Raw genomic sequence first — 25,725 nt, 5'->3', positions numbered from 1 at the left:
GTTTGGCGCAACCTTCACACGAAGGCGGCGAACTGCGGCGCCAGATGGACCAGCAATTCTTCGCTTTCGCCGAGCACGGGCTCGATCCGGTCATGGATCACATCGCGAATCGTACACCACACCACAACGATGCGCGCGACAAGTGACCACCGCGTGATGCGCAAGGCGGATCGCGCATGCATTGCCACCAGCGGCAGGCTGTGATGCTCGAACAATAGCCGGCCCGCCCCGTCCTCCAGGATGTAGCGCCTGTCCAGCCGCGACACGCAAAGTTCGCAGGCCTGGTCGGGACGCGGCCCCAGAAGATAGAGCTGCGCGTCGCCGGCTTCGGTGCGTCCGGCTTCCCATTCGCCCGGGCGCAGGCCCCCGACCGCATCCGCGATGACGTTCAGCTCAGCCTCGCTCCACATGCCGGCGATGGACCTGCGCTCAAAGGCAATGACGGTCATTGTCCGATGTCCCAAACAGGAGCCGGTGCAATTCCGGCTCGTAATAGACCAGCAAATACTTTGCAAAAATTGCGGGATCGAGCCCGAGATGGGTCGCCCAGGCCTGCATCGTTTCGGTCGGCACCCGGCTGAAGCCGTTCTCCACCTGGGAAATGAAGGTGTAGTATTTCAGGCCCAGACGCGCGGCGAGATCGACCTGCGACAGGCCGGCTTCGGCCCGCTTCTGCTTCAGCCAGTCGCCCGCCTGTTTGCGCAAGAGCCGCGCCTCGGGAACCGGCTTGCCCGGCGCCGTCTCGACGAAACCCACTTGATTTTTTCTTAGTTTCATGATTACGAAACTATCCAGTATGAATTAATCAATTCGACGACTTTTCGTAGCACAATTGGCGCGCTGCGTGAACGTTGCCGGACGCGACGAGATGCAGCATGGCCTTCACGGACCGCAGCCCCATCGCCCACGAGCCGCCTGCCCCCACAGGCCGGGCAAAGGAATTGTTCGCTGCGATTCTGCTGGTCGCCCTCGCACTGGCGCTGGCGCTGCGAGGGATGCTGTCGTTGGAAGCCCTGGCGCCAGCCGTCGCAACACTCATGTTTGTGATCGCAGCTGTGACCGCAGGTATTGCAATGCGGTGCCGACATGAAGGCTTTCGTGCTACATGGTTTGATGTAGCAGGAATGCTGACCTTTATTGGCGTTGCCATTACTCTTCTGATAGAGCCTGACCAGATAGTCCGGCTCGTGACCTTTTCGGAGCAACCCGACTAGATAACTCATCCCCACAGGCGCAATCTGCGCTTGCGGCCATCACGTCCAGACCCGGGCCCCTCTGGCAGTTCATGTGAACTGTGATGTCGGACTGGACGTTCAACGGAGCGGCCCTATGACTGAGATATTTACCCCGGAAGCCATGTCTGCACTTTTTCAGGTCGTGATGATCGACCTGGTGCTCGCTGGCGACAACGCCATCGTGATCGGCCTCGCCGCCGCCGGACTGCCGAAAGAACAGCGCGGCAAGGCGATCCTGATCGGCATCATCGCCGCAACCCTCCTTCGTATCGGCTTCGCCAGCGTCACGGTGCAACTGCTGCAGATCATCGGCCTGCTGCTGGCCGGCGGCGTGCTGCTGCTGTGGGTCTGCTGGAAGATGTGGCGCGAACTGCGCGCCGGTCACCAGCACGACCTCGACGATCTGGAAAACCAGCTCAATGCCGATGGCACGCCATCCGGTCCGCGCAAGACGCTCGGCCAGGCGATCTGGCAGATCACGCTTGCCGACGTCTCGATGTCGCTCGACAACGTTCTGGCGGTCGCGGGCGCCGCGCGCGACCATCCCAGCATCCTGATCTTCGGCCTGGTGCTGTCGATCGCCTTGATGGGTCTGGCCGCCAGCTTCATGGCGAAGCTGCTGCAGAAGCACCGCTGGATCGCTTATGTCGGCCTCGCCATCATCCTTTATGTGGCCGGCGACATGATCTATCGCGGCACGCTGGAGGTGTTGCCGCACGCGCAGGCGAGCCTCGCTTCGATCTTATGAAAGCATTAATGTTTTCGTAGCCATTGTGGCCCAAATCGGGACATCCCGCTCTGGAGTTACTCAATGGCCGAACGAATCCTCGTCGCGGATGACGATGCTGTGCAACGCCGTCTCGTCGAGAACATGGTGCAGCGCTGCGGCTACGAGGTCGTCGTGGTCGATTCGGGCGATGCCGCCATCGCACGATTGACCGACTCCGAGGCGCCGGCGATCGACGCCGTGGTGCTCGATCTGGTGATGCCCGGGCTCGACGGCATGGGCGTGCTGACCAAGATCCGCGACGCCGGCCTCAACGTTCCCGTCATCGTGCAGACCGCCCATGGCGGTATCGACAATGTGGTCTCGGCGATGCGCGCAGGCGCGCATGATTTCGTGGTCAAGCCGGTCGGCGTCGAGCGCCTGCAGGTCAGCCTGCGCAATGCGCTTAACGCCAGCGCGCTGAAGGGCGAGCTGCAGCGCATCAAGCACAGCCGCGAAGGCAAACTGACGTTTCGCGACATCATCACCCGCTCTGCAGCGATGGATGCCGTGCTGCGCACCGCGCGCAAGGCTGCGAGCTCCACCATCCCCGTGCTGATCGAGGGTGAATCCGGCGTCGGCAAGGAACTGTTCGCGCGAGCCATCCACGGCTCCGGCGAGCGCAGCACCAAACCCTTCGTGGCCGTCAATTGCGGCGCCATCCCAGACAATCTGGTGGAATCGATCCTGTTCGGTCACGAGAAGGGCTCGTTCACCGGCGCCACCGAACGTCATCTCGGCAAGTTCGTCGAAGCCTCCGGTGGCACATTGTTTCTCGACGAGGTCAGCGAGTTGCCGCTGGCGGCGCAGGTCAAGCTGCTGCGCGCGCTGCAGGAAGGCTCGGTCGAGGCGGTCGGCGGCCGCAAACCGGTCAAGGTCGACGTCCGCATCATCTCGGCGACCAACCGCAAGCTGCTCGATCGCGTCAAAGGCGGCCATTTCCGCGAGGACCTGTTCTATCGCCTGCACGTTCTGCCGGTGACGATCCCGCCGCTGCGCGCGCGGCGCGAGGACATCCCGCATCTGCTGCGGCATTTTCTCGCCCGCTTCTGCGCCGAGGAGAACCGCCAGATCACCGGCATTGCCGGCGAGGCGATGGCGCGGCTGGCGCAACTCGACTGGCCTGGCAACATCCGCCAGCTCGAAAACGTGATCTACCGCGCTGTCGTGATGAGCGAAGGCGACCTGCTCGGTCTCGACGACTTCCCGCATGCCGCAGCGCATGCGCCATCGATCGCGGAGCAGTCCGGCGAGGCGCTGCTGATGGAGCCGGCATTCCATGCGACAGCGCCGGCGATTGCGCCCGGCAACGACACGCCGCCATTTCCGCTGTCCATCGCCGGCAGCCTGAGCATGCTGACGCTTGCCGGCGACGTTAGGCCGCTGGAAGAGATGGAATCCGAGATCATCCGCTTTGCTATCGCGCACTATCGCGGCCAGATGTCGGAAGTGGCGCGTCGCCTGAAGATCGGCCGTTCGACGCTCTATCGCAAGCTCGACGAAGCCGCCGAAAAAGAACAGCCCGGTTTGGAATCCGAACAAACTGGCTGAACGCGCGGCCGTCACGCGATCGACCTCATAGATGCGCCGCAACGGAACCTGAACCGTGGCGGCGCGGTGACACACTCACCAAAAGCGCCCGTCAAAACGGCGTAATTCGTTGCAAATGTGAACTATTGAAGTCAGTTTGTTGTGAGGCACCTCGTGCAGCGCTGGCCGCTTGCATTGGGCGTATGTATCGTCTGCGTAGAATCGTGGCGTGCAGACTGACAGCGCAGGCGCTTCAGCAGAACCTGAGTAACGGACGACCGAAGCTGTTCCATGCCGGGGCAGGTTCAGCCAAGAGGTGCGAGAATGCCTGACTACTCGAATCGCCGTTTCGGATTTGATCGCGTGCTGATGGCCGTCGCCGCGACGTTCCTGACGGTCTCCGCCAGCGCCGCCTTCGCGCAGTCCCCCTCGCCCCGCGACAGCACATCCGAACTGGCGATCGACGCCGCCGTGCCGCGCCCCGAACCCGCCAATGTGGCGCCGCCGACCGCGAGCGACTTCAAGGTCGACAGCACCGCCTCGGTCCCTGATGCCAGCAAGGACGCCGACAAGTCGGTGGCCGCGCAGCCAACCGACACGCCGGTGAAGCCGGCCGACACCGCAGCCGCCCCCGCCGTGGCGCCAGCCGCCGCCGAGCCCGCCAAGGAACAGGCGAAAGAAATCAGCAAGCCCGCAACCACCGTCGCATCAACCGACCAGCCAGTCGCCGACAAGATGCGTGAGATGCTCGGCGCCAAGTCGTCGAAGTATTTCGACCGAAAGGGCGAGCGCGCCGCTGTCGAGAAGTTCTACACCGCACGCGATTTCGCGCCGCTGTGGACGCAGGGCGGCACGCCGACCGCGGCCGCCAGGAGCGTGATGGCGCGCCTCAAGGACGCCGCCGCAGACGGCCTCGCTGCCGCCGATTACCCGACGCCGGATTTCACTACGGCCGCCACGCCGGACTCGCTCGCCGAAGCCGAGTTGAAGCTGACCGCGAGCATGCTCGACTACGCCCGTCAGGCGCAGAGCGGCCGCATGCATTGGTCGCAGATTTCCGGCGACATCGCCTTCCCCGAACACCCGACCGATCCGGCCGAGGTGCTCGCCCACGTTTCCACTGCGAAGGACGCTTCCGCTGCGCTGGAGGGCTACAACCCGCCGCACAAGGCCTATCGCGAACTGAAGAAGAAGCTGGCCGAACTGCGCGGCGAAACCGGCCTGCCGGTGCAGCCCGTGGCCGAAGGCCCGGCGCTGAAATTCGTCAAGCCGAAGAAGAAGCAAGTCGCCACCGTGATGGAAGACGCGCGCGTGCCGATGCTGCGCGCCCGTCTCAACGTCGAGAATCCGGACGACAACAAATACGATGCCGCAGTCGCCGAAGCCGTGCGGAAGTTTCAGGCGAGCAACGAGTTGAAGCCGAGCGGCGTGCTGGATGACGCCACCGTGCGCGCGATGAACGCGCCGAAGCGCGACCGCCAGATCGACACGCTGATCGTCAACATGGAGCGTTGGCGCTGGCTGCCCCGCCAGCTCGGCGCACCGGCGGTCGGCAATGCCTATGTGATGCTGAACATTCCCGACTTCACGCTGAAGGTGATGCATAACGACACCCAGGCGTGGACCACCCGCGTGGTCGTCGGCAAGGTTGGCTCGCACGCCACGCCCTTGATGGTCGAGACGATGAAGTACATCACCGTCAACCCGACCTGGAACGTGCCGCCCTCGATCATCTACAACGAATACCTGCCCGCTTTGCAGCAGGATCCGACCGTGCTGTCGCGCATGGGGCTCAAGCTGACGCGCAACAACGACGGCAGCATCCACATCGCGCAGCCGCCCGGCGAAGCCAATGCGCTCGGCCGCATCCGCTTCAACTTCCCGAACAGATTCCTCGTGTATCAGCACGACACCCCGGACAAGAACCTGTTCTCGCGCGATGTCCGCGCCTTCAGCCACGGCTGCATGCGCGTGCAGAACCCGGATCAGTACGCCGCGACGTTGCTCAACATCACCATGCCGGGTGAGCGCTACACGCCGGAGAAGATCCGCTCGATGTACGGCAGCAGCGAGATCGACCTCAAATTCCCGACGCCGATCCCGGTCAACATCACCTACCAGACCGCCTGGGTTGATGATGCCGGCAAGCTGCAGCTGCGCAACGACATCTACGGCCGCGACGCGCAAATGCTCTCGATCCTGCGCAACGCCAAGGGCAAGGACCTCGAAACCGTCGTCGCCAAGTCGCAGCCGAGCTATGCGCGCCCCCGCGCTGATATCCCGCAGGGCGTCGCCTTCAACGATAATGGCCCGGGCGCCAGCAGCGGACCGTCGTTCTTCGAGCGCCTGTTCGGCGGACCGACCCCGCCGCCACCAGTGCAGGGCCAGCGCCCGCGCCGCACAGTGACGCGCTGACAGGCCCAATAACCTCTAATAAATCAAGGGCTTCGCAGATTCGCGGAGCCCTTTTTCGTTGCGCTGTTCACGTGGTTGCGGTTAACCAAAGTTAACCAATCTCCATCACCATTTCAGCACAGGGCTATTTTTCGCCACAGTCGAGGGGTTACTTCGGGGTTCTACTTGGGGGGAGTGGTGTAAATCTCGATTAACCCTCCCTGTTTAAGACGTGTTCACGCTCTTTGCCGCATGGGGTCGCGAAGAGTTCGACTGAACGGGTGGGCTCATACGTGCTGGCTGTTTTCGCACGCCATTTCAAATCGCTGCCGTCACGCGCCGGCTTTCATGCCGGGCTGACGACGCTGCTGATGATGGCCGGGGCCGGCACGGTCCACGACGCCACCGCGCTGGGCGACAGCCGTACCCTCTCCTTCCACCACACCCATTCCGGCGAAGACCTCACCGTCACCTTCAAGCGCAGCGGCCGCTACGACGACGACGGGATGAAGCGGATCAACCACTTCCTCCGCGACTGGCGCAGCCAGGACCAGACCACGATGGACCGTCGCCTGTTCGACATCCTCTGGGAAGTCTACCGCGACGTCGACGGCAAGCAGCCGATCCAGATCATTTCCGCCTACCGCTCCCCCGCCACCAACGCCATGCTGCGCCGCCGCTCCTCGGGCGTTGCGCGCTCCAGCCAGCATATGCTCGGCCATGCGATGGACTTCTTCATTCCCGGCGTACCGCTCGATCAGATCCGCAACGCCGGGCTTCGCCTGCAGCGCGGCGGCGTCGGCTTCTACCCGACCTCCGGCTCGCCCTTCGTGCATCTCGACACCGGCAACATCCGGCACTGGCCGCGCATGACGCATGACCAGCTCGCCCGCGTGTTCCCGAACGGCCGCACCGTACACGTTCCCTCTGACGGCAATCCGCTGCCCGGCTACCAGGTGGCGATGGCCGAGATCGAGAAGCGCGGCGATGGCGACGATGCCGCACTGGCCAAGAACAAGCCCGGCTTGTTCACCGCGCTGTTCAAGGGCAAGGCGGCGAATGACGACGATGACGAGGGCGCGGCTCCCGCCGTTGCCCCGGCCAAGCCCTCTGCTGTCGGCCTGATGGCCGCGGCGATGCCGGCGAAGTCCACCGAGCCCGTTCCGATGCCACGCGCCAAGCCGGCGCAGGCGGCCAGCTTCCAGGTCGCTTCGGCTGACGTGAAATCGCTGCCGACGCCGCCCGCCCCGGTTGTGGCGCCCAAGATGGCTTCCGACGGCAACCCGCTGCCGCGCCCGCCCGGCGACCTCGCCGGCTCCAGGCCGCAGTCCCCGGCCGACATCATCAATGCCCGCGGCTTCTGGGATGAAATGCCGGCTGCACCGAAGCAGGCGGCGCCGCAGCTTGTCGCCGCGCTCAGCGCGCGTCAGGCGCTCTCCAACGCCGTGGATCCGCAAGCGCCGAACGATGCCGCCGACAAGACGTCGGCTTTCGCCAAGGCGATGGCGTACGCGCCCGCCGCGACATCGCCGGTTGAGCGCCCGCAGGTGGTCACCGCGTCCGCGCCGATGCCCCGCGGGATGCGACCGGCCTCGGTGGCGCGCAATCCGATGGCCCTGAACAACGTCACCACCGTGGTCGGGAAGAACATGCCGGCGCAGGGCCGCGTCGTTGCGGTCTCGACGCGGCTGGCCGCAGCTGCGATCCCGGAGAACAACGTGTGGATGCGCGCGATGATCATCGCGCCATCAGCCTCTACCTCGATGTCGGCGACCGTGATGGGCGGCAGCGACCTCACCATGCTGCGCCCCCACTTCGTCAAGCCGCAGATGGTGGTGGCGATGGGCTTCTCGGAAGATCCGCTGATGGGTCTGATCTGCGAGCGGTTCACCGGCTCGATCTCGGCCACGCTGACGACGACGGCCTTCACGCGCACAGCCTCGCTGCGCTGAGGCGCAGGCGGCACTTTCAGTAATCGGGCATCATGGCGCGGAGCCTTGCGGCTTCGCTCGGCTGTCATCGCCCGCGAAAGCGGGCGATGCAGTAGACGCCGGCGCCTGTGAATCACTCGGCGCCGGAGGCACTGGATCCCCGCTCTCGCGGGGATGACAGTCTGAGTGCAGGGGCGGTTAAACCGCCTTACAGCATGCCCAGCGCTTGCAGATAGGTATCCAGGATCGTTTCCTGCTCGGCGCGTTCGTTGGCGTCCTGCTTGCGCATGCGGATGATGGTGCGCAGCGCCTTGACGTCGTAGCCGTTGCCCTTGGCTTCGCCATAGACATCCTTGATGTCGTCGGAAATCGTCTTCTTTTCCTCTTCGAGCCGCTCGATGCGTTCGACGATGGCCTTGAGCTGGTCCTTGGCGAAGGAATGGGTCGCCTGATCGTCCAGAACGGACGCTGCAGAGGTGGCCATCGGAAACTCCTGATAAACTGATGTTGGAAGGCAGCGACAGGCCCGGCAACGGGGCCCGTCTTTCGGAAAAGACACTCTTGGGTGAGGCGACTCAGGTCAAGGTGCCGTCACCGACATCCACAGCACCCCCGGAATAATACGCGGTTAATAGCCCGTGAATCGGGTGCCGGGTTGACCGCGGCAGCGATCCCGGGGCGCGGCTCAATGCCCGGTAGGGACCTTCTTCATCGCCTCGACCTGCTCGGCGCTGGCCGGTGTCTGGTGCAGCGCTTTCCAGTCCTCGTAGGGCATGCCGTAGACCGCCTCGCGGCTGTCGTCCTTGCTCAACGGCACGCCTTGAGCGTCAGCGGCGTCCTTCATCCAGTTCGACAGGCAGTTGCGGCAGAAACCGACCAGATTCATCAGGTCGATGTTCTGCACGTCGGTACGATTGCGCAAATGTTCAACCAGGCGGCGGAAAACTGCGGCTTCCAATTCCGTTCGGGTCTTGTCGTCCATCGCCATGCTGTGATCTCGCTGTTGCGCCGCCGCCGGTCTAGGCTGTCGGTCTAACATGGGCACGGCCACAGATTTTGCCATATCACCGATCAAACAGGCTGTGCCCGCCATCTGGTTGCGCCACCGTTGACAGTTGCGACGGGTGAAGCGAAATCAGCAATGAAATTGATATAGCTTCGCCCCATGACCATTGCAGATTCTGATTGCCGCCCCGTGTTGAGACGGAGCCTGATAGCCGGCCTGGTGCCGGCGCTGGCGCTCGCCTGGATGTGCCTGTGGGCCAGCCCCGCCGCGGCCGACTTCCGGCTCTGCAACAACACCTCGAGCCGGGTCGGCATTGCGCTCGGCTACAAGGATGCCGAGGGCTGGACCACCGAGGGCTGGTGGAACGTGTCGTCGCGGGCCTGCGAGACGCTGCTGCGGGGCACGCTGGTGGCCCGGTTCTACTACATCTACGCGCTGGATTATGATCGCGGCGGCGAATGGTCGGGCCAGGCCTTCATGTGCTCGCGCGACAAGGAATTCACCATCAAGGGCACCGAGAACTGCCTGGCGCGCGGCTTTGACCGTACCGGCTTCTTCGAGGTCGATACCGGCGAGCAGCGTGCCTGGACGGTGCAATTGACCGAGACCAACGAGCAGCAACCGCCGCGGCTGCCCGGCATGCCGAGTCCCGTCGGTCCGCCCGGCCAGGGTTTCCCGGGCATGCCGAATGCCCCGGGCGGTCCGCCGCCCGGCTCCACCCTGCCGCCGGCCACGCCCGGCGCCAAGCCATGAGACGGCAGCGCCGCATCAAGATCCTCGCCACGCTGGGCCCCGCGTCTTCGGACAGCGCGATGATCCGCAAACTGTTCGAGGCGGGCGCCGACGTGTTCCGCATCAATATGAGCCACACCTCGCACGACAAGATGCGCGAGCTGGTGAAGACGATCCGCAATGTCGAAAGCAGCTACGGCCGGCCGATCGGCATTCTCGTCGACCTGCAGGGCCCGAAATTGCGCGTCGGCGCCTTTGCCGACGGCGCGGTCCAGCTCAAGAACGGCGAGGCCTTCATTCTGGATTCCGATCCGGCGCCCGGCGACGCCACCCGCGTGCAGCTGCCGCATCCGGAAATCCTCGCCGCGTTGCGGCCCGGCCATGCGCTGCTGATCGACGACGGCAAGCTGCGGTTGATCGTCGAGGACACCTCAAGGGACCGCGCCGTCACCCGCGTCGTGATCGGCGGCCGCATTTCCGACCGCAAGGGCGTCAGCCTGCCCGATACCGACCTGCCGGTGTCAGCGATGACCCCGAAGGATCGCATCGATCTCGAAGCAGCGCTGGAGATCGGGATCGACTGGGTGGCCTTGTCGTTCGTGCAGCGCGCCGACGATGTCACCGAGGCACGGCGTCTGGTGCGCGGCCGCGCCTCGATCATGTCGAAGATCGAGAAGCCGCAGGCGATCGACCGGCTGGCCGACATCCTCGACGTCTCCGACGCGCTGATGGTCGCGCGCGGCGACCTCGGCGTCGAACTGCCGCTGGAACGCGTGCCGAGCCTGCAGAAGCGCATGACGCGAATGGCGCGCCGCGCCGGCAAGCCGGTGGTGGTGGCGACGCAAATGCTGGAATCGATGATCCAGAGCCCGGTACCGACCCGCGCCGAGGTCTCCGACGTCGCCACCGCGATCTATGAAGGCGCCGACGCGGTGATGCTGTCGGCGGAATCCGCGGCTGGCAAATTTCCGGTCGAGGCCGTCGCCACCATGAACCGGATCGGCGAGGAGGTGGAGCGCGACCCGACCTACCGCACCGTGCTCACCGCACAACGCCCGGAGCCGGAGCCAACCGCCGGCGACGCCATTGCAGACGCGGCGCGGCGGATTGCCGAGACGCTCGACCTCTCCGCGATCATCTGCTGGACCAGTTCGGGTTCGACCGCATTGCGCGTGGCGCGCGAGCGGCCGAAGCCGCCGGTGGTCGCGATCACGCCGAATCTCGCCACCGGGCGAAGATTGTCGCTGGTGTGGGGTGTGCATTGCGTGGTGGCGGAAGACGCCCGGGATCAGGACGACATGGTGGAGCGCGCCGGCCACATCGCGTTCCGCGACGGTTTCGCCAAGGCCGGCGAGCGCGTCATCATCGTCGCCGGCGTGCCGCTCGGCACCCCCGGCACGACCAACATGGTACGGATCGCGTTCGTGGAGAAAGCGGGGACGTAGCAAGCCAAAAAACTGTCATTCCGGGGCGGGAGCAGCGCCAGCTGCAAGCGAACCCGGAACCTCGAGTTGTTCAAAACATCTCCGGGTTCCGGGTCTGCACTCCAGCCGGCTTCGCCGACAGAAGTGCAGCCCGGAATGACAACAGAGTTTGGCTCAGCTCCGCAGCGTCGCGTCCAGCGTGATCTCCGCCTTCAGCAATTTCGACACCGGACAGCCGGCCTTGGCCATACCCGTCAGTTCGTCGAACTTTGCCTTGTCCGCGCCCGGTATCTTGGCCGACAGCGTCAGATGCACCTTGGTGATCGCGAAGCCGTCGCCCTGCTTCTCCAGCGTGACGTCGGCCTTGGTCTCCATCGACTCGGCCGTCAGCTTGGCTTCGCCGAGGATCAGCGACAGCGCCATCGTAAAACAGGCCGCATGAGCCGCGCCGATCAGCTCTTCGGGATTGGAGCCGGGCTTGCCTTCAAAGCGGCTGGCGAAACCGTAGGGATAGTCCGCGAGCGCGCCGCTCTTGGTGGAAATTGCGCCCTTGCCGTCCTTGATGCCGCCCTGCCATTTGGCCGATCCGAAAGTCGTGGTCATGCAAATCTCCTGCTGTGATGGGGCCTCGATCGGGGTGGACGCTACCGCGCAGCCGCCTTCGGTCTTGTGTCAGCCGCGGCAACCATGCGGTCGATCTCCGTGCAGATAAGGTCGGGCGCTGCATTTTGCACCATGTGGCCGACATTCGGCAGCACGATGAGTTTCGCGCCCGGCACCGTGGCGGCAAAGCGGCGGGAGTGGATTTCCGGCGACACCGTGCTGTCACTGTCGCCGGTGATCACCAGCGTCGGCACCTTGATGTCGCCATAACGCGGCGCCTGTTCGGTGATGGCAGCTTTCAGCGTGATCAGATCCCAGGCATTGGCGAGAAACTCGCGAGGCCGCAGCACAAGCGGGATCGCGGTCTGCTGCACGTACCCCTCGGGCATCGCCTGCGGCAGGAACACCGCGCGGGTGCCGGGCTCAGACAGCAACAGGCCCAGCGGCAGCGTGATCGTGTAGGCCAGCAGCGGGCCGATCACCGGGGTGGTCACAATCCTGTTATAGGTGCCGACCCCGCCGGGCCACGGATAGGCTACGCCCGCCAGCATCACCAGACCCGAGACACGCTTCGGATAGTCCAGCGCCAGCAGCGCCCCCAGTCCGCCCGCCAGCGAATGCACGACCACGATGGCGTGCTCGATGCCGAGCTGCCCCAGCGCCTCGTCGATCATCCCGGCCTGGATCGCCGGCGACGAATTCTCAAGATCATCGCGCGTGCTCCAGCCGTGGCCCGGGCGATCGATCAGGATAACGCGATGGGTCTTCGCCAACTGGTCGCCGAGCGGCACCCGCATGGCGCCGAGATTGGAAGTTGCGCCGTGCACCAGCACGATCGGCGGACCGGCGGCGTCGCGCGGTCCGAATTCGATGACATGCAGCCGCCCGCCTGCGACATCGACGAACCATCCCTGCGCCGGATACTTCTGCTCGAGCAGATAGACACCGGCCTGCGTCACCAGCGCCAGAACAGCCAGCGTGGCTACGATCGTCAGAGCTGTCATCGAGAGGATCCGGGGAAATTTGCGCACGGTTCAACTACGCAGCGGAGCGGATCTGGTTTCGCGCGCCGCCGGCTCACGCAGCGAGGCCAAGCCGGCCTAGACCCGGCAGTTTGATGGCCGGTCGTCGGACATCGAGGCCAAACACCGCGCCGAGGAAGTTCAGTTCCAGCCCTTCGACCCAGCCGACCGTAAGGCCCAGATAGCCGCCCCATGTCGCGCGCACGCCAGTGCCGGACGGCGTCCAGCCCAAGGCTTCGCCGTTCCAGGGATAGTCCTTGCCGATCGCGGTCGGCGGCAGGCTCACCTGCAGTTCAGGCACCGAAGCCAGCACGGCGGCGACAAAGGTGTTGGAATTCGGCCCCGGCCATGCCCGGTAGTCGCCGTAGGACCGCCAGGAATAGTTGTCGATCGCGGCCTGGATTTTCGGGATCATCGAAGCGGCAGCGTCGCCATCGGCGGCGGCAATCGCCATCGGCTCGTCGCCGAACCAGCGGCCATCGGCCGCAAAACCGTTGACGCGGATCGGCTCGCCCCAGGCCGTGTAGTCATAGCGGGTGTAGCGCGATGCGCCCTTTTCCTTGAACACCATCCAGGAGTGGACGGCGAAGATACCGCGCCAGCGAACGGTGCGCGCGGCGAACACACGGACCAGCGCCTCCGGATGCGCGGCGGGCTCCGGCAACAGTCCGGCACTGGAACGGTCCGCGCTCTGCCAGTGCACCGACCGGTCACCGAACCAATAGTACTTCGCCGCCGACACGCCGAGCGGAACGACAAGCAGAGCCAGCAATACGATCACGATTTTTCTCACCGATAGAGCCCGCAGGGTGTGACCGCGTTCATATAGGCGTCATTCCCGGCTTTGCCATCGCGGCGGGGACGCAGCCGCGTGGCCGACCTATCCACGCTATCCACAGGAACACCGCTGCACCGAAGAACTTATCTCCCCGTGACAAACGGAGTAATTTCGATGCCCGAACCGACCGAAGCCGCGATCGACAAAATCATCGCCACCTGCGACGGCAACCTGCGCGGCGCCGTGAAGGCGCTGTTGATGGTCAACGAGCAACTCGAAGCCGAGCTGCAGCATGTGTATGCGCAGGCCGTGCAAAGCGTCGCGCGGCCCGGCCAATCGGCGCTACATTAGGCGCAGTACGCTCAGCCCGCCCGGCCAGCCGCCAGCTGGCGCGGCGGGTTGGCTTCGGACTCGGCCACCGCCTTGACGTCCTCGTCCACGGTCGCCGGTACCTGCATCAGGATGGTCTGCTGGCCGGCGCTGACAATCTCGATGCCTTCCTCCTGGAAGCGTATTTTCAGACGGCGGTTGAATTCGCGCTGTACCGGCCAGCGGCCGGAATCGGTGCAGCGAATCTGTCCGACGATCTCGGCCATCGATCCATCCACCTTGTTGACGCCCCACAGTTCCAGGTCGCCGCGCATCAACGGCTTGAACTGCGCAAGGTTGCGCATTTCGGCAGCGATGTCCTTGAGGATCTGGCCAGCGCGGTCGGTGTCTTCCTTGTAGGCGACGTTGACGCTGACGGCAGCGTTCCCCGCGCCACGGCTGGCGTTGGTGATGGTGGTCACTGCACTGAACGGCACGATATGCACGGCGCCGTCGCCAGCGCGCAGCCGGATGGTGCGGATCGAGACGTTTTCGACCACGCCCGAGAGGCCGGAGACAGTGACGTTGTCGCCGACCTGCACGGTGTTTTCCAGCAGCAGGAACAGGCCGGTAATAACGTCCTGTACGAGCTTCTGCGAACCGAAGCCGATCGCGATGCCGAGAATGCCGGCGCCCGCCAGCAGCGGCGCGACGTTGACGCCGATCTCGCTTAGCGCAGTCAGCGCCACCACGGCCACGATCACGCAGAGCAACGTGGTGCGCAGCATCGGCTGGAAGGTGCGCAGGCGCGCGGCGCGGGCGAAATGCGAGCCCCGCGTCAGCATGGTCAACTGCCGGTCCATCAGCGCATTGCTGCCCTCCCAGACGGCGGCAGCGACCAGCGCGGCGATGCCGATCGTGGCCACCGCGGAAACGACACGACCGCCGATCTGTCCGCCATAGAACCATACCAGCGCATCGACGCCCCAGACCTCGAGCAGCGCGACGATGCCGATCACGGCGATGATCGTATCGACCACGCGCCGCAGCATCGGCAGATAGCGATTGGCACGCGTTTCCAGTCCCGGAAAACGTTGCAGGATTTCCGGTTTGATGCGGAAGCCGCGGTCGATCAGGCTGAGCACGACGATCGAGGCCAGCCGCGTCCCCAGCGCGACGACGATGGTGCCGACGAAATACTGCAACAGCAGCGAATAGCCGTTGCGGATGCTGAGCGCCCAGACGCCCCACAGCGCCAGCACCAGGGCGATCGCCAGCACATGCCACAGGCTGGCGAGACGATTGCGCATCAGATTGGGAATGCCGGTGGCATCCTTCGGCGCACGGATCGCCTTGGCGACCGGGCGACGGCACTGCAGGATGACGACAACGACCAGCAGATGTGCCGCCAGCATCACCAGACGGATGATCGCCAGATAGCCGCCGCGGTACAGGCCGAGCAGCAGCGCCACATTGGCGAAGGCCACGCCGGAGACGGCGAGCGCGACGATGCGGCGGGTCCAGATCTCGATATAGGCAGAGGTTTCCTCGCGCATCGTGAACAGGCTGAGCGGACCGAACAGCGCGCGCACCAGACAGACCAGGCCGCGCGCCAGCACATAGGCATTGACGATCGCCAGGATCGCCAGCCGCGTCACACCGGCATCGCCGATCTCGGTGCTGAGCAGCAGCGTGGCGGTGCCGGCGAACACCACCACCGGCAGCAATTCGAGCAACAGGTGGCCGAGAACGAAGGGCAGCCGCAACAACGACTGCCAGGCCCGGGTCAGGCTTCGATGGCGGCGGTGCAGGTCGGGCACCTCGGTGACATCCGCCGTCGAGGACGGCGGATCGATGCTCTCGATCACCCGAACGGGTGCACGCGCCACAAAAGGAATTCGCGCTTCCAGCGCGGCCAGCGGCCGCCGCAACAACCGGCTGGCCAGCCATTCGGCCGCCAGCGCGCCGCCGAACACCAGCGCCAGCTTCCAGGCGATATCGAACAGCAGATTATAGGTCACGGGGTCCTCGGCGGTGCGTTGCAGCCAGTTCCACAGCACCGGAAAACGCACCACCGAGCGCACGGCGTCGGCGATGTCGCGGCCGGTTTCGCTGACCTGCTCCGACACGCTCAGAAGCAATTGCGCGCCGAGGCTGTCGGCGGCCAGCGGAATCACTGGCTTCGATTCAGGCTTGGATTCGGGCCTGGATTCAGACTTCGCATCCGGAGCGGCGGCCGCGCTGGCGCCAGGCTGCGTCTGTGCGATGGCGCGAAGCGTCTCGATCATCTGGTTGCGCTTGCCGTCGTCCTGCAGCGTCTCCAGCGCCCGGCGGGCCTGCTCCGGCGTCAACGCATTGGCCACAGGCGCGGCGTCTGCAGCGGGCACGGCCTGTTTGACGGCAGGAGCAACCTGCTGGGCGAACACCGGAGCGGCCGACAGCAGGCAAGCAAAGGCGACGATAGAAATGGCTTTACGCAGCATGAAGTCCCTTCCAGATCACCGGGCTGTTTCGCAGCCTTGATGTGTCGGAAGTTTGCCGTTCCGACATTCTACGGCGGTTTTATTGCAATGCGGGAGAAAATCGATGGTTTCGGATCATGCTATCCGGAAACCGCTTCGCCGGCTGGCCGGTCAGATATCGCGACCTTCGACCTTTTCGGTCAGGGTCTTGACCAGTTCCGGGACCTTTTCGAGGCGCGGATTGATCGCCAGCGCCTTGCGGAAAGCATCGAGCGCGCGTTTCTCGTCGCCGAGTTCCTGCATGATCATTCCGAGGCCCGCGAGCGCCCCGAAATGCCGGGGCTCGCGAACCAGCACCTGTTCGATGTCCTGAAGCGAGTGGTTGTAGTCGTTCTGCAGGTAATACAGTGTGGCGCGCCGGTTCCAGCCTTCGATGTAATCGGGCCGTAGCTTGACCACCGCGGTCAACAACTGAAGCGCGACGTCGATCTGCTTGGCGTCCACGGCGGTCTTGGCGCGCGACATCAGCAGAGCGGTGGTATCGCTGGAGGTCTGGCTCCACAGCGCCCAGATGCGGGCTTCGACATGCTTGGCGCTGTCCTCGTCCGGCGCCACCTTGAGCGCACCGAACAGGAAATCCAGCCCGCGCGACTTGTCCGCGCCGACTTTCGGCAGCTTGGCGGGAGGCTCGGGGATTTTCTTCCGGGAATCAGCCGGCGGAACGCTGCGCTCCCGAACCTGCGCATGGCCGGGAGCTGCGACGAGCAGCGCGGTCAGCAGAATTCCAAAACCTGCGGTCGGGAATTTTCTTGCCATGCTGCAAGTCTAGCCATGAAAAAACGCGCTGCAAAGCAGCAAACGCGTCACACAGCTGTGATGTCGTGCTTTTAGCGCGGCCCGAAGGTTCAGGCCGGAATCAGTCGCGGATCAACCCTGGCGGGCTTTGAAACGACGCTGAACCTTGTTGATCACGTAAACGCGGCCCTTGCGGCGGACCAGAACGTTGTCACGATGACGGGCGCGCAGCGACTTCAACGAGTTACGGACTTTCATGGGTCAAATCCTGATAGCTTGAAAGGCCGTTCGCGACAGGCCGAATGATAAAATGAGTTCGCCCCCGCTGGCGACCGAGCCGCCCGGGACCCGCGGTTTCTAGGCCATCGGGCCCCGGAGTGTCAATCCAATCTGCCCGTCAAGCCGCGTTGCCCGACGATATTTGCGGGTATTTTTGGACCTTCCGGGTAACACGGCGGTCATTCCTGCGGTACATTCGCGCTGCGCACCACGCCGCTCCATTTCTTCATCTCCGAATCGACGAAAGCGGTGAAGGCGGCGCCGGTGAGCTTGCCGGGCTCCACCCCTTGGGTGGCGAATTTTTCCCGGGTCGCCGGGGCCGCCAGGATCTCGGCCATCGCCGCGACCAAACGGGTATAGGCTGGATTGCCGTCCGCTTTCGGCATGTAGAGGCCAAACCAGGCAGTAGCCTCGAAACCTTTCACGCCGGACTCGTCAAGCGTCGGCACGTTGGGCAGCGACGCCGCCCGCGTCAGGCTGGTGACCGCGAGCACCCGGATGGTGCCGGCCTCGGCGGCGGGGATCACCGTCGGCAGCGTGTCGAACATGATCGGGATATGGCCGCCGATCAGGTCGTTCATCGCAGGCGCAGCACCCTTGTAGGGAATGTGCGCGATGTTTACGCCGGCCATTTCCTTGAACAACTCACCCGACAGATGATTGGCGCCGCCGACCCCGGCCGAGCCGAACGACAGCTTGCCGGGCTCCTTCTTCGCCATCTCGATCAACTCGCCGACCGTCTTCGCCGGGAAGTCCTTCGTCACCACCAGCGCGTTCGGCGCGGTGGCGACCACGGCGATCGGCGAGAAGTCCTTCTGCGTGTCGTAAGGCAGGCTGCGGCGCAGGCTGGGATTGATGACGTGATGCGTCGCTGTCAGCAACAGCACGCTGCCGTCCGCCGGCGATCTCGCCACCATCTCGGAGCCGATCGTGCCGGACGCGCCAGGCTTGTTCTCGACCACCGTGGTGACGCCGAGCTTGTCGCCGAGATACTGCGCAACAAAACGCGCCAGAATGTCGGTGGTGCCGCCCGCCGGAAACGGCACCACGATCTTGATGCCGCTTGGAAACTTGTCATCCGCGGCGGCCCCTGCCACGGAGGCCAACAACATGACCACCGACAGGATCGGGCGAAGCATCGTCTTCATTTGCGGTCTCCGCATGTGTTCTGAACCATGACTTTCGAAAATCTGATCGGTGTCATCTTCATGGCTGCCGCAGCAACTTGGCGCGCTCGACCAGCGAGCGTTCCGAGACATAGAATTCGCGCGCCCATTGCTCATATTCGCCGGGTGAACGATTCCAGGCTGTCTGCCGCAGCGTCACCAGCAGTTGGCGATAGTCGTCGCTTTCCGCGGCGGTTTTGAACGCCTGATACAGCCGGCTCACGATTTCAGGCGGCATGTTCTTCGGCCCGACCAGCCCGTAAGGCGCGGGATACACGAGGTCATAGCCCAGACTTTTCGCAGTCGGCACGCCCGGCAGCCAGTCGACGGCCTGCGGATCGAACGACAGCAGCATGCGCATCTTGCCGGGCTCGGTGTAGGGAAGAATGGTGCCCACGGCATCGACGGTGGCCATCGCGTGGCCGCCGAGCACGGCGGTGCCGGCCTCGCTGCTGCTACGGTATCCAACATGGGTGATCTCCACGCCTGCCATTCCCGCAAGCGCTTCCGCCAGCAGATGCATCGTGGTCCCGGCGCCCGCCGTCGCGATGGTCACGCGACCCGGATTGGCCTTGGCGTAAGCCACCAGCTCGGCCACCGTTTTGAATGGCGAGTCCGCATTGACGGCCAGCACGAACGTGTAACCGCCCAGCCCCGCGATCCAGCTGAAGTCCTTGATGGGATCCCAATCGACCTTCTGCATATAGGGATAGCGCAGCAGCCCGGCGGTCGCCGCAGCGATCGTGTAGCCATCGGGACTGTCGTTCCTGGCCATCGTCGATGGCGCGAGCGTTGCGCCGGCGCCGGGCTTGTTCTCGACGATAATGGGCTGGCCCAATTGCTTCGAGGCCAGTTCGGCGAGCTTGCGGAAAGTGATGTCGGTCGCGCCGCCCGGACCGAACCCCACCAGCAGCCGGATCGGCCGCACCGGATAGGACTGTGCGACGGCGACTTCACCTGCCGCACCGATCAACGCGATCGCCAGGATGCCACAACGCATCATTGCCTGAAGCCAACTCATTTCGTCCCCTTTGTCTTTTTGATTGAGCCCGGATTTTTCCGGTTGCTACGAAGCCTTTAAAACACTCCATGATCGACGCTCGTTCAGCGCACCGACATCGAATCCGGCGAGCTGCTTGTAGCGGCGTTCGATTTCCTGCAGCTCGGCGGCGGCATCGCCATGCGCGCCCCGCCTTGCCATCGCACTAACCCTGGCCATGACATCGCCCGCCTGCCGCCGGTTGGCCAGTTGCACCTCGGTAGCGACCGGACGGCGGAGCGCCTCATAGGTTTTCAGAGCCTCGTCGATCGTCGATGCCGTTGCGACCTGATAGGCCAGCACGCGCGCATCGAGGATCGCCTGCGACGCACCGTTGGAGCCAAACGGATACATCGCGTGCGCGGAATCCCCGAGCAGAACGCATCCACCGAACACCCATTGCGGCAGCGGATCGATATCAGCCATCGGATATTCGTAGGCTTCCGTGGAGGAAGCGATGAGAGCGTGCACGTCAAGCCAGTCGAAACGATAGTTGCGAACGAACGACGCCGCGACTTCCGGCGCAATCGGTACATTCCAGTTGCCCAGCTCGCCAGTTCCGCGATCTTCGCTCTTCGGCCGCACCAATAGCCAGTTCAGCAGGCCGGGACCGATCGGATAGACCACGATACGCTGGCTCTCGTCGCCGATGATCACCATCGACTCCCCGGTCAGGAACGGCCCGGCGGCAGCCGTGCCGCGGTACATCACCCATCCGTTCGAAGCGAGCGGCGTGACCGCCCCAATGAGGCTATCGCGCAACCCCGAGCGGATACCGTCAGCAACAACCACGGCCTCGGCCGCATGAGATGAAATGATTCCGGTCGCGGCATCGACCACCTCGACCACAACCCCATCGGCCGCTTCCTTCACGGCCGTCACGCGCTGCCCTACCTGAATGGCAGCCGCGCCAAGGCGCTCCCGCACGGCGTCGACGAGCAGCCTTTGCAGACGGCCGCGGTGCACCGAATATTGCGGCCAGCGATAGCCTGCATCCAACCCGCGCGGTTCGGCCCATATCAGCTGGCCTGCCGGATCGTAGTAAGCCAGCTCTTTCGTCCGCACGCCGATGCTGTCGAGGGCGTCGCCGAGCCCCAGTTCGCTCAATTCGCGGACGGCATGCGGGGGCAAATTAATGCCCACGCCGACGTCGCGAATCTCGCGCACCGCTTCCAATACCAGGACATCGTTGCGACCGACGGCGTGCAAACTGAGCGCCGCCGTCAACCCGCCGATTCCCGCTCCCGCAATCACGATAGACATCACGCAGCCTTTACTGTGAGCTTACGTCGCTTGCGGGAACTCGACCATCGCTTCGCCGACCGCGACCTTTTCGTCGTTCTGGTTGCGCACCAGCACGTCGATCAGCACCCAGCGCGAACGCTCGCTAACCTGCTTGGCCTTGATGATGCCGACCGGCTGGATGGTATCACCGGGCTTCACCGGCTTGACCCAGCGAGTCTCCAGCCGGCGGTGGACCGCGCCGGCGGGATACGCCCAGTCGGTGATCATGCGGGTGATCAGCCCGAAATTGTTCATGCCGTGCATGATGATGCCGCCAAAATTGGTCTTGCCGAAGTCGTTCTTCATGTAGTCGTCGTCGAGATGCAGCGGATTGTAGTCAAGCGAGCCGTCGCAGAACAACCGGATCGACTCGCGGGATACTGCAAACTTCGGGCCGTCGATGGTGTCACCGGTGGAGAGATCTTCAAATGTAGTGGTCATGATCGAATCCTTCTCTCTCACATCGGCCGGATGGTGTGGCCGCGGCCGGAACAGATGACGTCGCCGTGCTGGTTGAAGAACACGTTGTCGTGGACCACGAACAGCCGCTCGCGCTTGATGAACTTGTCGAGCGCCCGGGCCTGCAGCGTGATGGTGTCGCCGGGCCGCGCATGCTTGTTGTAGCTCCATGACTGGCCGGCATTGACGGTGCCGGGCGTGCGCATCCAGTCGTCGGCGAGCGTGCAGGAAAACATCAACAGGATGTGGATCGACGGCGGCGCGATCAGGCCACCGAACGGAGTCGTTTTGGCAAAGGCCTCGTCGAAATAGAGCGGATTGGTTTCGCCGACCGAGCGGCAATACAGTTCGATGGCTTCCCTGGTCAGCAGGTAGGGAATGGTCTTACGCGGCTCGCCCGGCACGATGTCGTCCCAGACCTTGCGCAGGTTGGCGTCCTTCCAGAAATCGGTCTCAAAAGCTTCCGCTTGCGCCATCGCGCCTTCTCCAATATTGTTCGTCAGGCGAACTTAATGGTCGCCTTGTGAACAATATAGAGTCAATAATTGCGGGCTGACAAGTCCCGGCGGGAATGGCGATGAAAGAAAGTGACGGATTCGTTCGCGCGATCGCGCGCGGCTTTGGCGTCGTGGAAGCGCTCGGCCGGCCGCCGGGGCGGCATACGCTATCGGAGGTCGCTGTCGCCGCCGGGCTGACGCGGGCCACCGCGCGGCGCATACTGGCGACGCTGGTGGCGCTGAAATATTGCGAGGCCGACGGCCGCTATTTCAGCCTGCGGCCACGCGCGCTAGGCCTCGGCCTGTCCTATCTCAACGCCCTGCCCTATTGGGGCTACGCGCAGCGCGCGCTGGAGGATCTGCGCAACGAGATCGGCGAATCCTGCGCGCTGGCGGTGCTCGACGAGACCGAGATCGTCTATGCGCTGCGGCTGCCAGCACGGCGCATCCTGACGGCCAATCTCGGCGTCGGCAGCCGCCTGCCCGCGCATGCGGTGTCGCTCGGCCGGGTGCTGCTGGCGGCGCTTCCGGCGGACCAGCGCGCAAACTATCTGGCGACCACCGAATTAAAGCAGATCACCGCACGCACGATTGTCGATCCCGCCCGACTGGCCGAAGAACTGCGGCGCGCCGATGAACAGGGCTACGCCTGGATCGATGGCGAACTCGATCCGGCGATCTGCGGCATCTCTGTCCCGGTCCGCGGCCAGGGCGGCCGGGTGGTGGCGGCGATCAGCATCAACACGATTTCAGGAACCGTGGATGAAGCCGCCGCGAAAGCGAAATTCCTGATTGCGCTGCGCCGCACCGCGCAGGATATCCGCACCCAGACCTTGCCGGCCGGCTGAATCGCCCGGCAAGCCTTTTAATCGGCAGGCCATTTTGTTAAGTCAACGCGCCGCCGATCAACGAGCGTGACCAAGGGAGCCGCTATGATGAAACTGCTCAACCCCGACGACCTGGTCGCGATCGATATCCATACCCATGCCGAAGAGCCGTGCGGCTGCCACGGCGACGACGGCTATGACGATTTCCAGGCGAAGATGGCAGACTACTTCAAGTCGCCGCACAAACATCCGCCGACCGTGCCGGAGACCGCCGCCTATTATCGCGCCAGGAAAATTGCCGCGGTGATCTTCCCGGTCGATGCCGAGCGCGAAACCGGCTTCCGCCGTTACAGCAATGACGAGATGATCGAACTGACCCGGCAGAATGCCGACGTGCTGATCCCGTTCGCTTCGATCGATCCGCACAAGGGCAAACTCGGCGTGCGCGAAGCGCGACGACTGATCGCGGATTACGGCATCAAGGGCTTCAAATTCCACCCGACCATGCAGGGCTTCTATCCCAACGACCGCATGGCCTATCCGCTCTACGAGGCGATACAGGAAGGCGGCGCGATCGCGCTGTTCCATACCGGCCAGACCGGCGTCGGCTCCGGCATGCCGGGCGGGATGGGGATGCGGCTGAAATATTCCAACCCGATGTATATCGATGACGTCGCGGTGGATTTCCCGGACATGAAGATCATTCTCGCGCATCCCTCCTTCCCCTGGCAGGAAGAAGCGCTATCGGTCGCGACCCACAAGCCGAACGTCTACATCGATCTGTCCGGCTGGTCGCCGAAGTATTTTCCGCCGATCCTGGTGCGCTACATCAATTCGATTTTACAGGACAAGATGCTGTTCGGCTCGGACTGGCCGGTGATCATGCCGGACCGCTGGATGGCCGATTTCGCCAAGCTCGACATCCGCGACGAGATTCGGCCCAAGGTCCTGAAGAACAACGCACGGAAGTTGCTCGGCATATGACGAGGGACGAATTGTCGGGCAGGCTGGCCGACGCCCGGCAATATGCCGCGATCGCGACGGCGTTTGCGCTGCCGCTGTCGACCAGCGCGCAGGCGATCGCGGTATCGATCTTTGCCGTGCTGGCGCTGCTGACGATGGATCGCACGCGCTTCCTCGCCACGTTGCGGATGCCGGCAGCCTGGCTGCCCGTCGCTCTGTTCGCGCTGATCGTGCTTGGCGTGCTGTGGTCGGTGCAGCCAATCGGCCTCGCGGCCAAATGGATTGGTCCTTACTCCAAGCTGCTGCTGATCCCGCTGGTGATGGCCACCATTGTGACACCGAAGCAGGCGCTGCAGGTGGGCACCGGTTTCGTCGCGGCCTGCGTGATCCTGCTGGCGTTATCATGGGCCTCGTTCCTGTGGCCGACCGGCCCCTGGGGCTGGTTCAAGGGACCCGGCGTTCCCGTCAAGGACAATGCGGTGCAGAGCGGCTGCTTCGCGCTGTGCGCGTTCGGCCTGGCGATCGGCGCGCTGCAGACCTGGCATGCCGACCGCCGCCGCGCCGCCTTCATGGTCACATTGGCGCTGCTGTTCTTCGCTGACGTGTTCCTTATCTACCTGTCGAAGACCGGCGCGATCCTGACCGGGGTGCTACTGGTGCTGCTGCTGCTGCACGTCGAGGGTTGGAAATACAGGATCGCCATTGCCGTGCCGGCGATGCTCGTCATCGCGGCTGCGCTGCTGGCCTCGGCGCCGGCGCAGCGACGGCTGACCGAGATCTCTTCCTATCTCGGCGTGGGCAAGGGAAGTAGCGCCCCCACCGTCGCGGCACCTCCCGTCACCACACCTGCAACCGATGCCCCTGCTCCGGCGTCTGCTCCGCCCCCCGCGGCGCCCCCCGTTCCCACTTCTGCAGCTGCTCCCGCCCCTCCCCCGGTCCGCTCGCTGGCGGGCGTTATCGTCGAAGGGGGGGCCGAGACGCTGTCCACCGGCGCGCGGCTGGATTTCTGGAACAAGGCGATCGGCTTCGTGAAGCAGGCGCCGCTGCTCGGCCACGGCACCGGCAGTATCAGGCCGCTATATCAGAGCATGGAAGCGACACAACCCTCGCTCTATGGCGAGGCGACGCCGGATCCGCACAACCAGACGCTTCACGTCGTTCTGCAGGTCGGCCTGATCGGTGGCCTGCTGCTTTGGGCGATGTGGATTGCGCACGCCCGGCTGTTCTTCGCGCGCGACCTCGTCAGCATCCTGGGCCAGGCCGTCGTGCTGCAGAACGTGATCGGCGGGCTTTTCAACAGCCACATCTCGGCCGTGACACAAGGCATGTTGTATTGTCTGGCCGTGGGATTGCTGGGCGCCGTCGTGATATCGAGGCAGGCCACGACTCCACTGTCGTCATCCTGAGGCGCGCCGTCTCGCGGCGAGCCTCGAAGGATGCAGCGACAAACGCTGGCGCTTGCAGCTACTTCAGCTTCAGCCACCGCTTCAAATAACGCCGCCGAAATTTTTGCACGGCGAACTGCAGCCGCAGTTTGAGCTGACCGTGGCCCTTGCGGTCGAGCGAGCTCTTGAACAGGCCGTTGAGGCTGCCCTGCTCCGCCAGCGGCGGCTCCGGCCACAGGAACGGGATGCCCAGTTCGGGATCGGCGGTGTTGAAGGCAATGTCGATCGGCTCATGCATCGGATGCCGCGCGATCCAGTCGAGCCGCGCCTGCGCTTCCACTGCGCCCAGCACATAGGCTTCCATGTTGCGAACGCGATTGCCGGGGTAAACGAGCTGCCCCGGGCGAAGCTGCGCCGCGGGCGTATAGAAATTGGTGGCGGCGCCGAGATGCAGGATGCGCGGCCGCGGCCAGTTTTGCGCTTCATCCAGCACCCGCTTGAGCTGCGCGCAGAAATCCGGCACCAGCTGCGCGTCATCCTCGAACACCAGCGCCAGATCATGGCCGCGCTCGCAGATCCGCTGCATGGCGACGACGTGTTTCAGCGCGCTGGATTTTTGCCGCATCGTTAGATCGGCACCTTCGGCGAAGTAGGCGCGATCGACGTCGGAAGTGATCTCGTCGGCGTCGAAATCCAGCACCCACTCGAACTTGATGCCGGCGCGGTCAAGCTCGCGCTGGATATGCTCGGTGCGCTCGGGCAGCGACTTGGCGTGGATCACATAGGCCGGCAGCATCATGGGTCTCCGCGGAGGCGCGCCTGCGCCCGTGCGCTGTCCG

At 64.3% G+C, this 25,725-nt stretch carries 27 protein-coding genes; 11 read left to right on the top strand and 16 right to left on the bottom strand.

Annotated features, from left to right (window positions below):
- Positions 1–14: 14 nt before the first annotated feature.
- The gene (locus tag JWQ24_RS02800; protein ID WP_299804065.1) at positions 15–449 is read right to left on the bottom strand and encodes a hypothetical protein; all 435 of its coding nucleotides are present in this window, start codon (positions 447–449) and stop codon (positions 15–17) included.
- Complete coding sequence (locus JWQ24_RS02795) at positions 430–777, bottom strand: helix-turn-helix transcriptional regulator (protein WP_299804062.1); 348 nt, start codon at positions 775–777, stop codon at positions 430–432. Before JWQ24_RS02795 ends, JWQ24_RS02800 begins: the two co-directional genes overlap by 20 nt.
- A 98-nt stretch (positions 778–875) precedes the next feature.
- Here JWQ24_RS02795 and JWQ24_RS02790 point away from each other — a divergent pair, with 98 nt between their 5' ends.
- The 5 genes from JWQ24_RS02790 to JWQ24_RS02770 all read left to right on the top strand — a co-directional run bounded on the left by JWQ24_RS02790 (position 876) and on the right by JWQ24_RS02770 (position 7,877).
- Positions 876–1,214: a hypothetical protein gene (locus JWQ24_RS02790; RefSeq protein WP_299804060.1), complete on the top strand. Its 339-nt coding sequence runs from the start codon at positions 876–878 to the stop codon at positions 1,212–1,214.
- A 115-nt stretch (positions 1,215–1,329) separates the two neighbouring features.
- Entirely contained in the window at positions 1,330–1,983 is a 654-nt protein-coding gene (locus tag JWQ24_RS02785) for a TerC family protein (RefSeq protein ID WP_299804058.1), read from the top strand.
- Between the two features lie 63 nt (positions 1,984–2,046).
- Positions 2,047–3,552 carry a sigma-54 dependent transcriptional regulator gene (locus JWQ24_RS02780; protein ID WP_299804055.1) on the top strand — a complete coding sequence of 502 codons (1,506 nt, stop codon included), beginning with the start codon at positions 2,047–2,049 and terminating at the stop codon, positions 3,550–3,552.
- A gap of 303 nt (positions 3,553–3,855) precedes the next feature.
- The gene (locus JWQ24_RS02775) at positions 3,856–5,946 is read left to right on the top strand and encodes a L,D-transpeptidase family protein (RefSeq protein WP_299804054.1); all 2,091 of its coding nucleotides are present in this window, start codon (positions 3,856–3,858) and stop codon (positions 5,944–5,946) included.
- A 272-nt stretch (positions 5,947–6,218) separates the two neighbouring features.
- Positions 6,219–7,877 (top strand): DUF882 domain-containing protein, encoded by a 1,659-nt coding sequence (locus tag JWQ24_RS02770; protein ID WP_299804052.1) that lies wholly within the window; start codon positions 6,219–6,221, stop codon positions 7,875–7,877.
- Between the two features lie 187 nt (positions 7,878–8,064).
- On the opposite strand, the gene JWQ24_RS02765 is transcribed toward JWQ24_RS02770, so the two are convergent.
- The gene (locus JWQ24_RS02765) at positions 8,065–8,340 is read right to left on the bottom strand and encodes a DUF2312 domain-containing protein (protein WP_143575346.1); all 276 of its coding nucleotides are present in this window, start codon (positions 8,338–8,340) and stop codon (positions 8,065–8,067) included.
- A gap of 201 nt (positions 8,341–8,541) precedes the next feature.
- A complete protein-coding gene (locus JWQ24_RS02760) occupies positions 8,542–8,844 on the bottom strand; it encodes a DUF1244 domain-containing protein (RefSeq protein WP_299804049.1) in 303 nt (100 codons plus the stop codon).
- 261 nt (positions 8,845–9,105) lie between these two features.
- Between JWQ24_RS02760 and JWQ24_RS02755 the strand changes: the two genes are divergently transcribed.
- Positions 9,106–9,615 carry a DUF1036 domain-containing protein gene (locus tag JWQ24_RS02755; protein WP_299804088.1) on the top strand — a complete coding sequence of 170 codons (510 nt, stop codon included), beginning with the start codon at positions 9,106–9,108 and terminating at the stop codon, positions 9,613–9,615.
- Entirely contained in the window at positions 9,612–11,039 is a 1,428-nt protein-coding gene (pyk, locus tag JWQ24_RS02750) for a pyruvate kinase (RefSeq protein ID WP_299804046.1), read from the top strand. Before JWQ24_RS02755 ends, pyk begins: the two co-directional genes overlap by 4 nt.
- 153 nt (positions 11,040–11,192) lie before the next feature.
- Here the strand turns inward: pyk and JWQ24_RS02745 are convergent, their stop codons facing one another.
- The 3 genes from JWQ24_RS02745 to JWQ24_RS02735 all read right to left on the bottom strand — a co-directional run bounded on the left by JWQ24_RS02745 (position 11,193) and on the right by JWQ24_RS02735 (position 13,424).
- Entirely contained in the window at positions 11,193–11,621 is a 429-nt protein-coding gene (locus JWQ24_RS02745) for an OsmC family protein (protein WP_299804044.1), read from the bottom strand.
- Between the two features lie 41 nt (positions 11,622–11,662).
- The gene (locus JWQ24_RS02740) at positions 11,663–12,625 is read right to left on the bottom strand and encodes an alpha/beta hydrolase (RefSeq protein WP_299804042.1); all 963 of its coding nucleotides are present in this window, start codon (positions 12,623–12,625) and stop codon (positions 11,663–11,665) included.
- 73 nt (positions 12,626–12,698) lie between these two features.
- Positions 12,699–13,424 carry a DUF3750 domain-containing protein gene (locus JWQ24_RS02735; protein WP_299804039.1) on the bottom strand — a complete coding sequence of 242 codons (726 nt, stop codon included), beginning with the start codon at positions 13,422–13,424 and terminating at the stop codon, positions 12,699–12,701.
- A gap of 171 nt (positions 13,425–13,595) precedes the next feature.
- Here JWQ24_RS02735 and JWQ24_RS02730 point away from each other — a divergent pair, with 171 nt between their 5' ends.
- Entirely contained in the window at positions 13,596–13,772 is a 177-nt protein-coding gene (locus tag JWQ24_RS02730; protein ID WP_299804037.1) for a hypothetical protein, read from the top strand.
- 11 nt (positions 13,773–13,783) lie between these two features.
- On the opposite strand, the gene JWQ24_RS02725 is transcribed toward JWQ24_RS02730, so the two are convergent.
- The 8 genes from JWQ24_RS02725 to JWQ24_RS02690 form a co-directional block, all read right to left on the bottom strand.
- Positions 13,784–16,213 (bottom strand): mechanosensitive ion channel domain-containing protein, encoded by a 2,430-nt coding sequence (locus tag JWQ24_RS02725; RefSeq protein ID WP_299804036.1) that lies wholly within the window; start codon positions 16,211–16,213, stop codon positions 13,784–13,786.
- A gap of 150 nt (positions 16,214–16,363) precedes the next feature.
- Positions 16,364–17,008, bottom strand: a complete 645-nt coding sequence (locus JWQ24_RS02720) for a tetratricopeptide repeat protein (protein ID WP_299804034.1) — start codon at positions 17,006–17,008, stop codon at positions 16,364–16,366.
- A gap of 111 nt (positions 17,009–17,119) precedes the next feature.
- Complete coding sequence (ykgO, locus tag JWQ24_RS02715; protein WP_143575353.1) at positions 17,120–17,245, bottom strand: type B 50S ribosomal protein L36; 126 nt, start codon at positions 17,243–17,245, stop codon at positions 17,120–17,122.
- Positions 17,246–17,445: 200 nt separating this feature from the next.
- Complete coding sequence (locus JWQ24_RS02710) at positions 17,446–18,414, bottom strand: tripartite tricarboxylate transporter substrate binding protein (protein WP_299804032.1); 969 nt, start codon at positions 18,412–18,414, stop codon at positions 17,446–17,448.
- A 58-nt stretch (positions 18,415–18,472) separates the two neighbouring features.
- Positions 18,473–19,453, bottom strand: a complete 981-nt coding sequence (locus tag JWQ24_RS02705) for a tripartite tricarboxylate transporter substrate binding protein (RefSeq protein WP_299804030.1) — start codon at positions 19,451–19,453, stop codon at positions 18,473–18,475.
- A gap of 45 nt (positions 19,454–19,498) precedes the next feature.
- Positions 19,499–20,734 carry an FAD-dependent monooxygenase gene (locus tag JWQ24_RS02700; protein ID WP_299804027.1) on the bottom strand — a complete coding sequence of 412 codons (1,236 nt, stop codon included), beginning with the start codon at positions 20,732–20,734 and terminating at the stop codon, positions 19,499–19,501.
- A 21-nt stretch (positions 20,735–20,755) separates the two neighbouring features.
- Positions 20,756–21,196 carry a MaoC family dehydratase gene (locus JWQ24_RS02695; protein ID WP_299804023.1) on the bottom strand — a complete coding sequence of 147 codons (441 nt, stop codon included), beginning with the start codon at positions 21,194–21,196 and terminating at the stop codon, positions 20,756–20,758.
- A gap of 17 nt (positions 21,197–21,213) precedes the next feature.
- Positions 21,214–21,690 carry a MaoC family dehydratase gene (locus JWQ24_RS02690; protein WP_299804021.1) on the bottom strand — a complete coding sequence of 159 codons (477 nt, stop codon included), beginning with the start codon at positions 21,688–21,690 and terminating at the stop codon, positions 21,214–21,216.
- A 101-nt stretch (positions 21,691–21,791) separates the two neighbouring features.
- Between JWQ24_RS02690 and JWQ24_RS02685 the strand changes: the two genes are divergently transcribed.
- From JWQ24_RS02685 to JWQ24_RS02675, 3 genes are all read left to right on the top strand, one after another.
- Positions 21,792–22,559, top strand: a complete 768-nt coding sequence (locus JWQ24_RS02685; RefSeq protein WP_299804018.1) for an IclR family transcriptional regulator C-terminal domain-containing protein — start codon at positions 21,792–21,794, stop codon at positions 22,557–22,559.
- An 87-nt stretch (positions 22,560–22,646) separates the two neighbouring features.
- Positions 22,647–23,522: an amidohydrolase family protein gene (locus JWQ24_RS02680; protein ID WP_299804015.1), complete on the top strand. Its 876-nt coding sequence runs from the start codon at positions 22,647–22,649 to the stop codon at positions 23,520–23,522.
- Entirely contained in the window at positions 23,519–24,907 is a 1,389-nt protein-coding gene (locus JWQ24_RS02675) for an O-antigen ligase family protein (RefSeq protein ID WP_299804012.1), read from the top strand. Before JWQ24_RS02680 ends, JWQ24_RS02675 begins: the two co-directional genes overlap by 4 nt.
- 58 nt (positions 24,908–24,965) lie before the next feature.
- On the opposite strand, the gene JWQ24_RS02670 is transcribed toward JWQ24_RS02675, so the two are convergent.
- Positions 24,966–25,682, bottom strand: a complete 717-nt coding sequence (locus JWQ24_RS02670) for a glycosyltransferase family 25 protein (RefSeq protein WP_299804011.1) — start codon at positions 25,680–25,682, stop codon at positions 24,966–24,968.
- Positions 25,683–25,725: the final 43 nt, after the last annotated feature.

The organism is Tardiphaga sp. (assembly GCF_028290495.1).
Taxonomy (GTDB): Bacteria; Pseudomonadota; Alphaproteobacteria; order Rhizobiales; family Xanthobacteraceae; genus Tardiphaga.
This window is presented reverse-complemented; position numbering and strand designations above follow the sequence as displayed.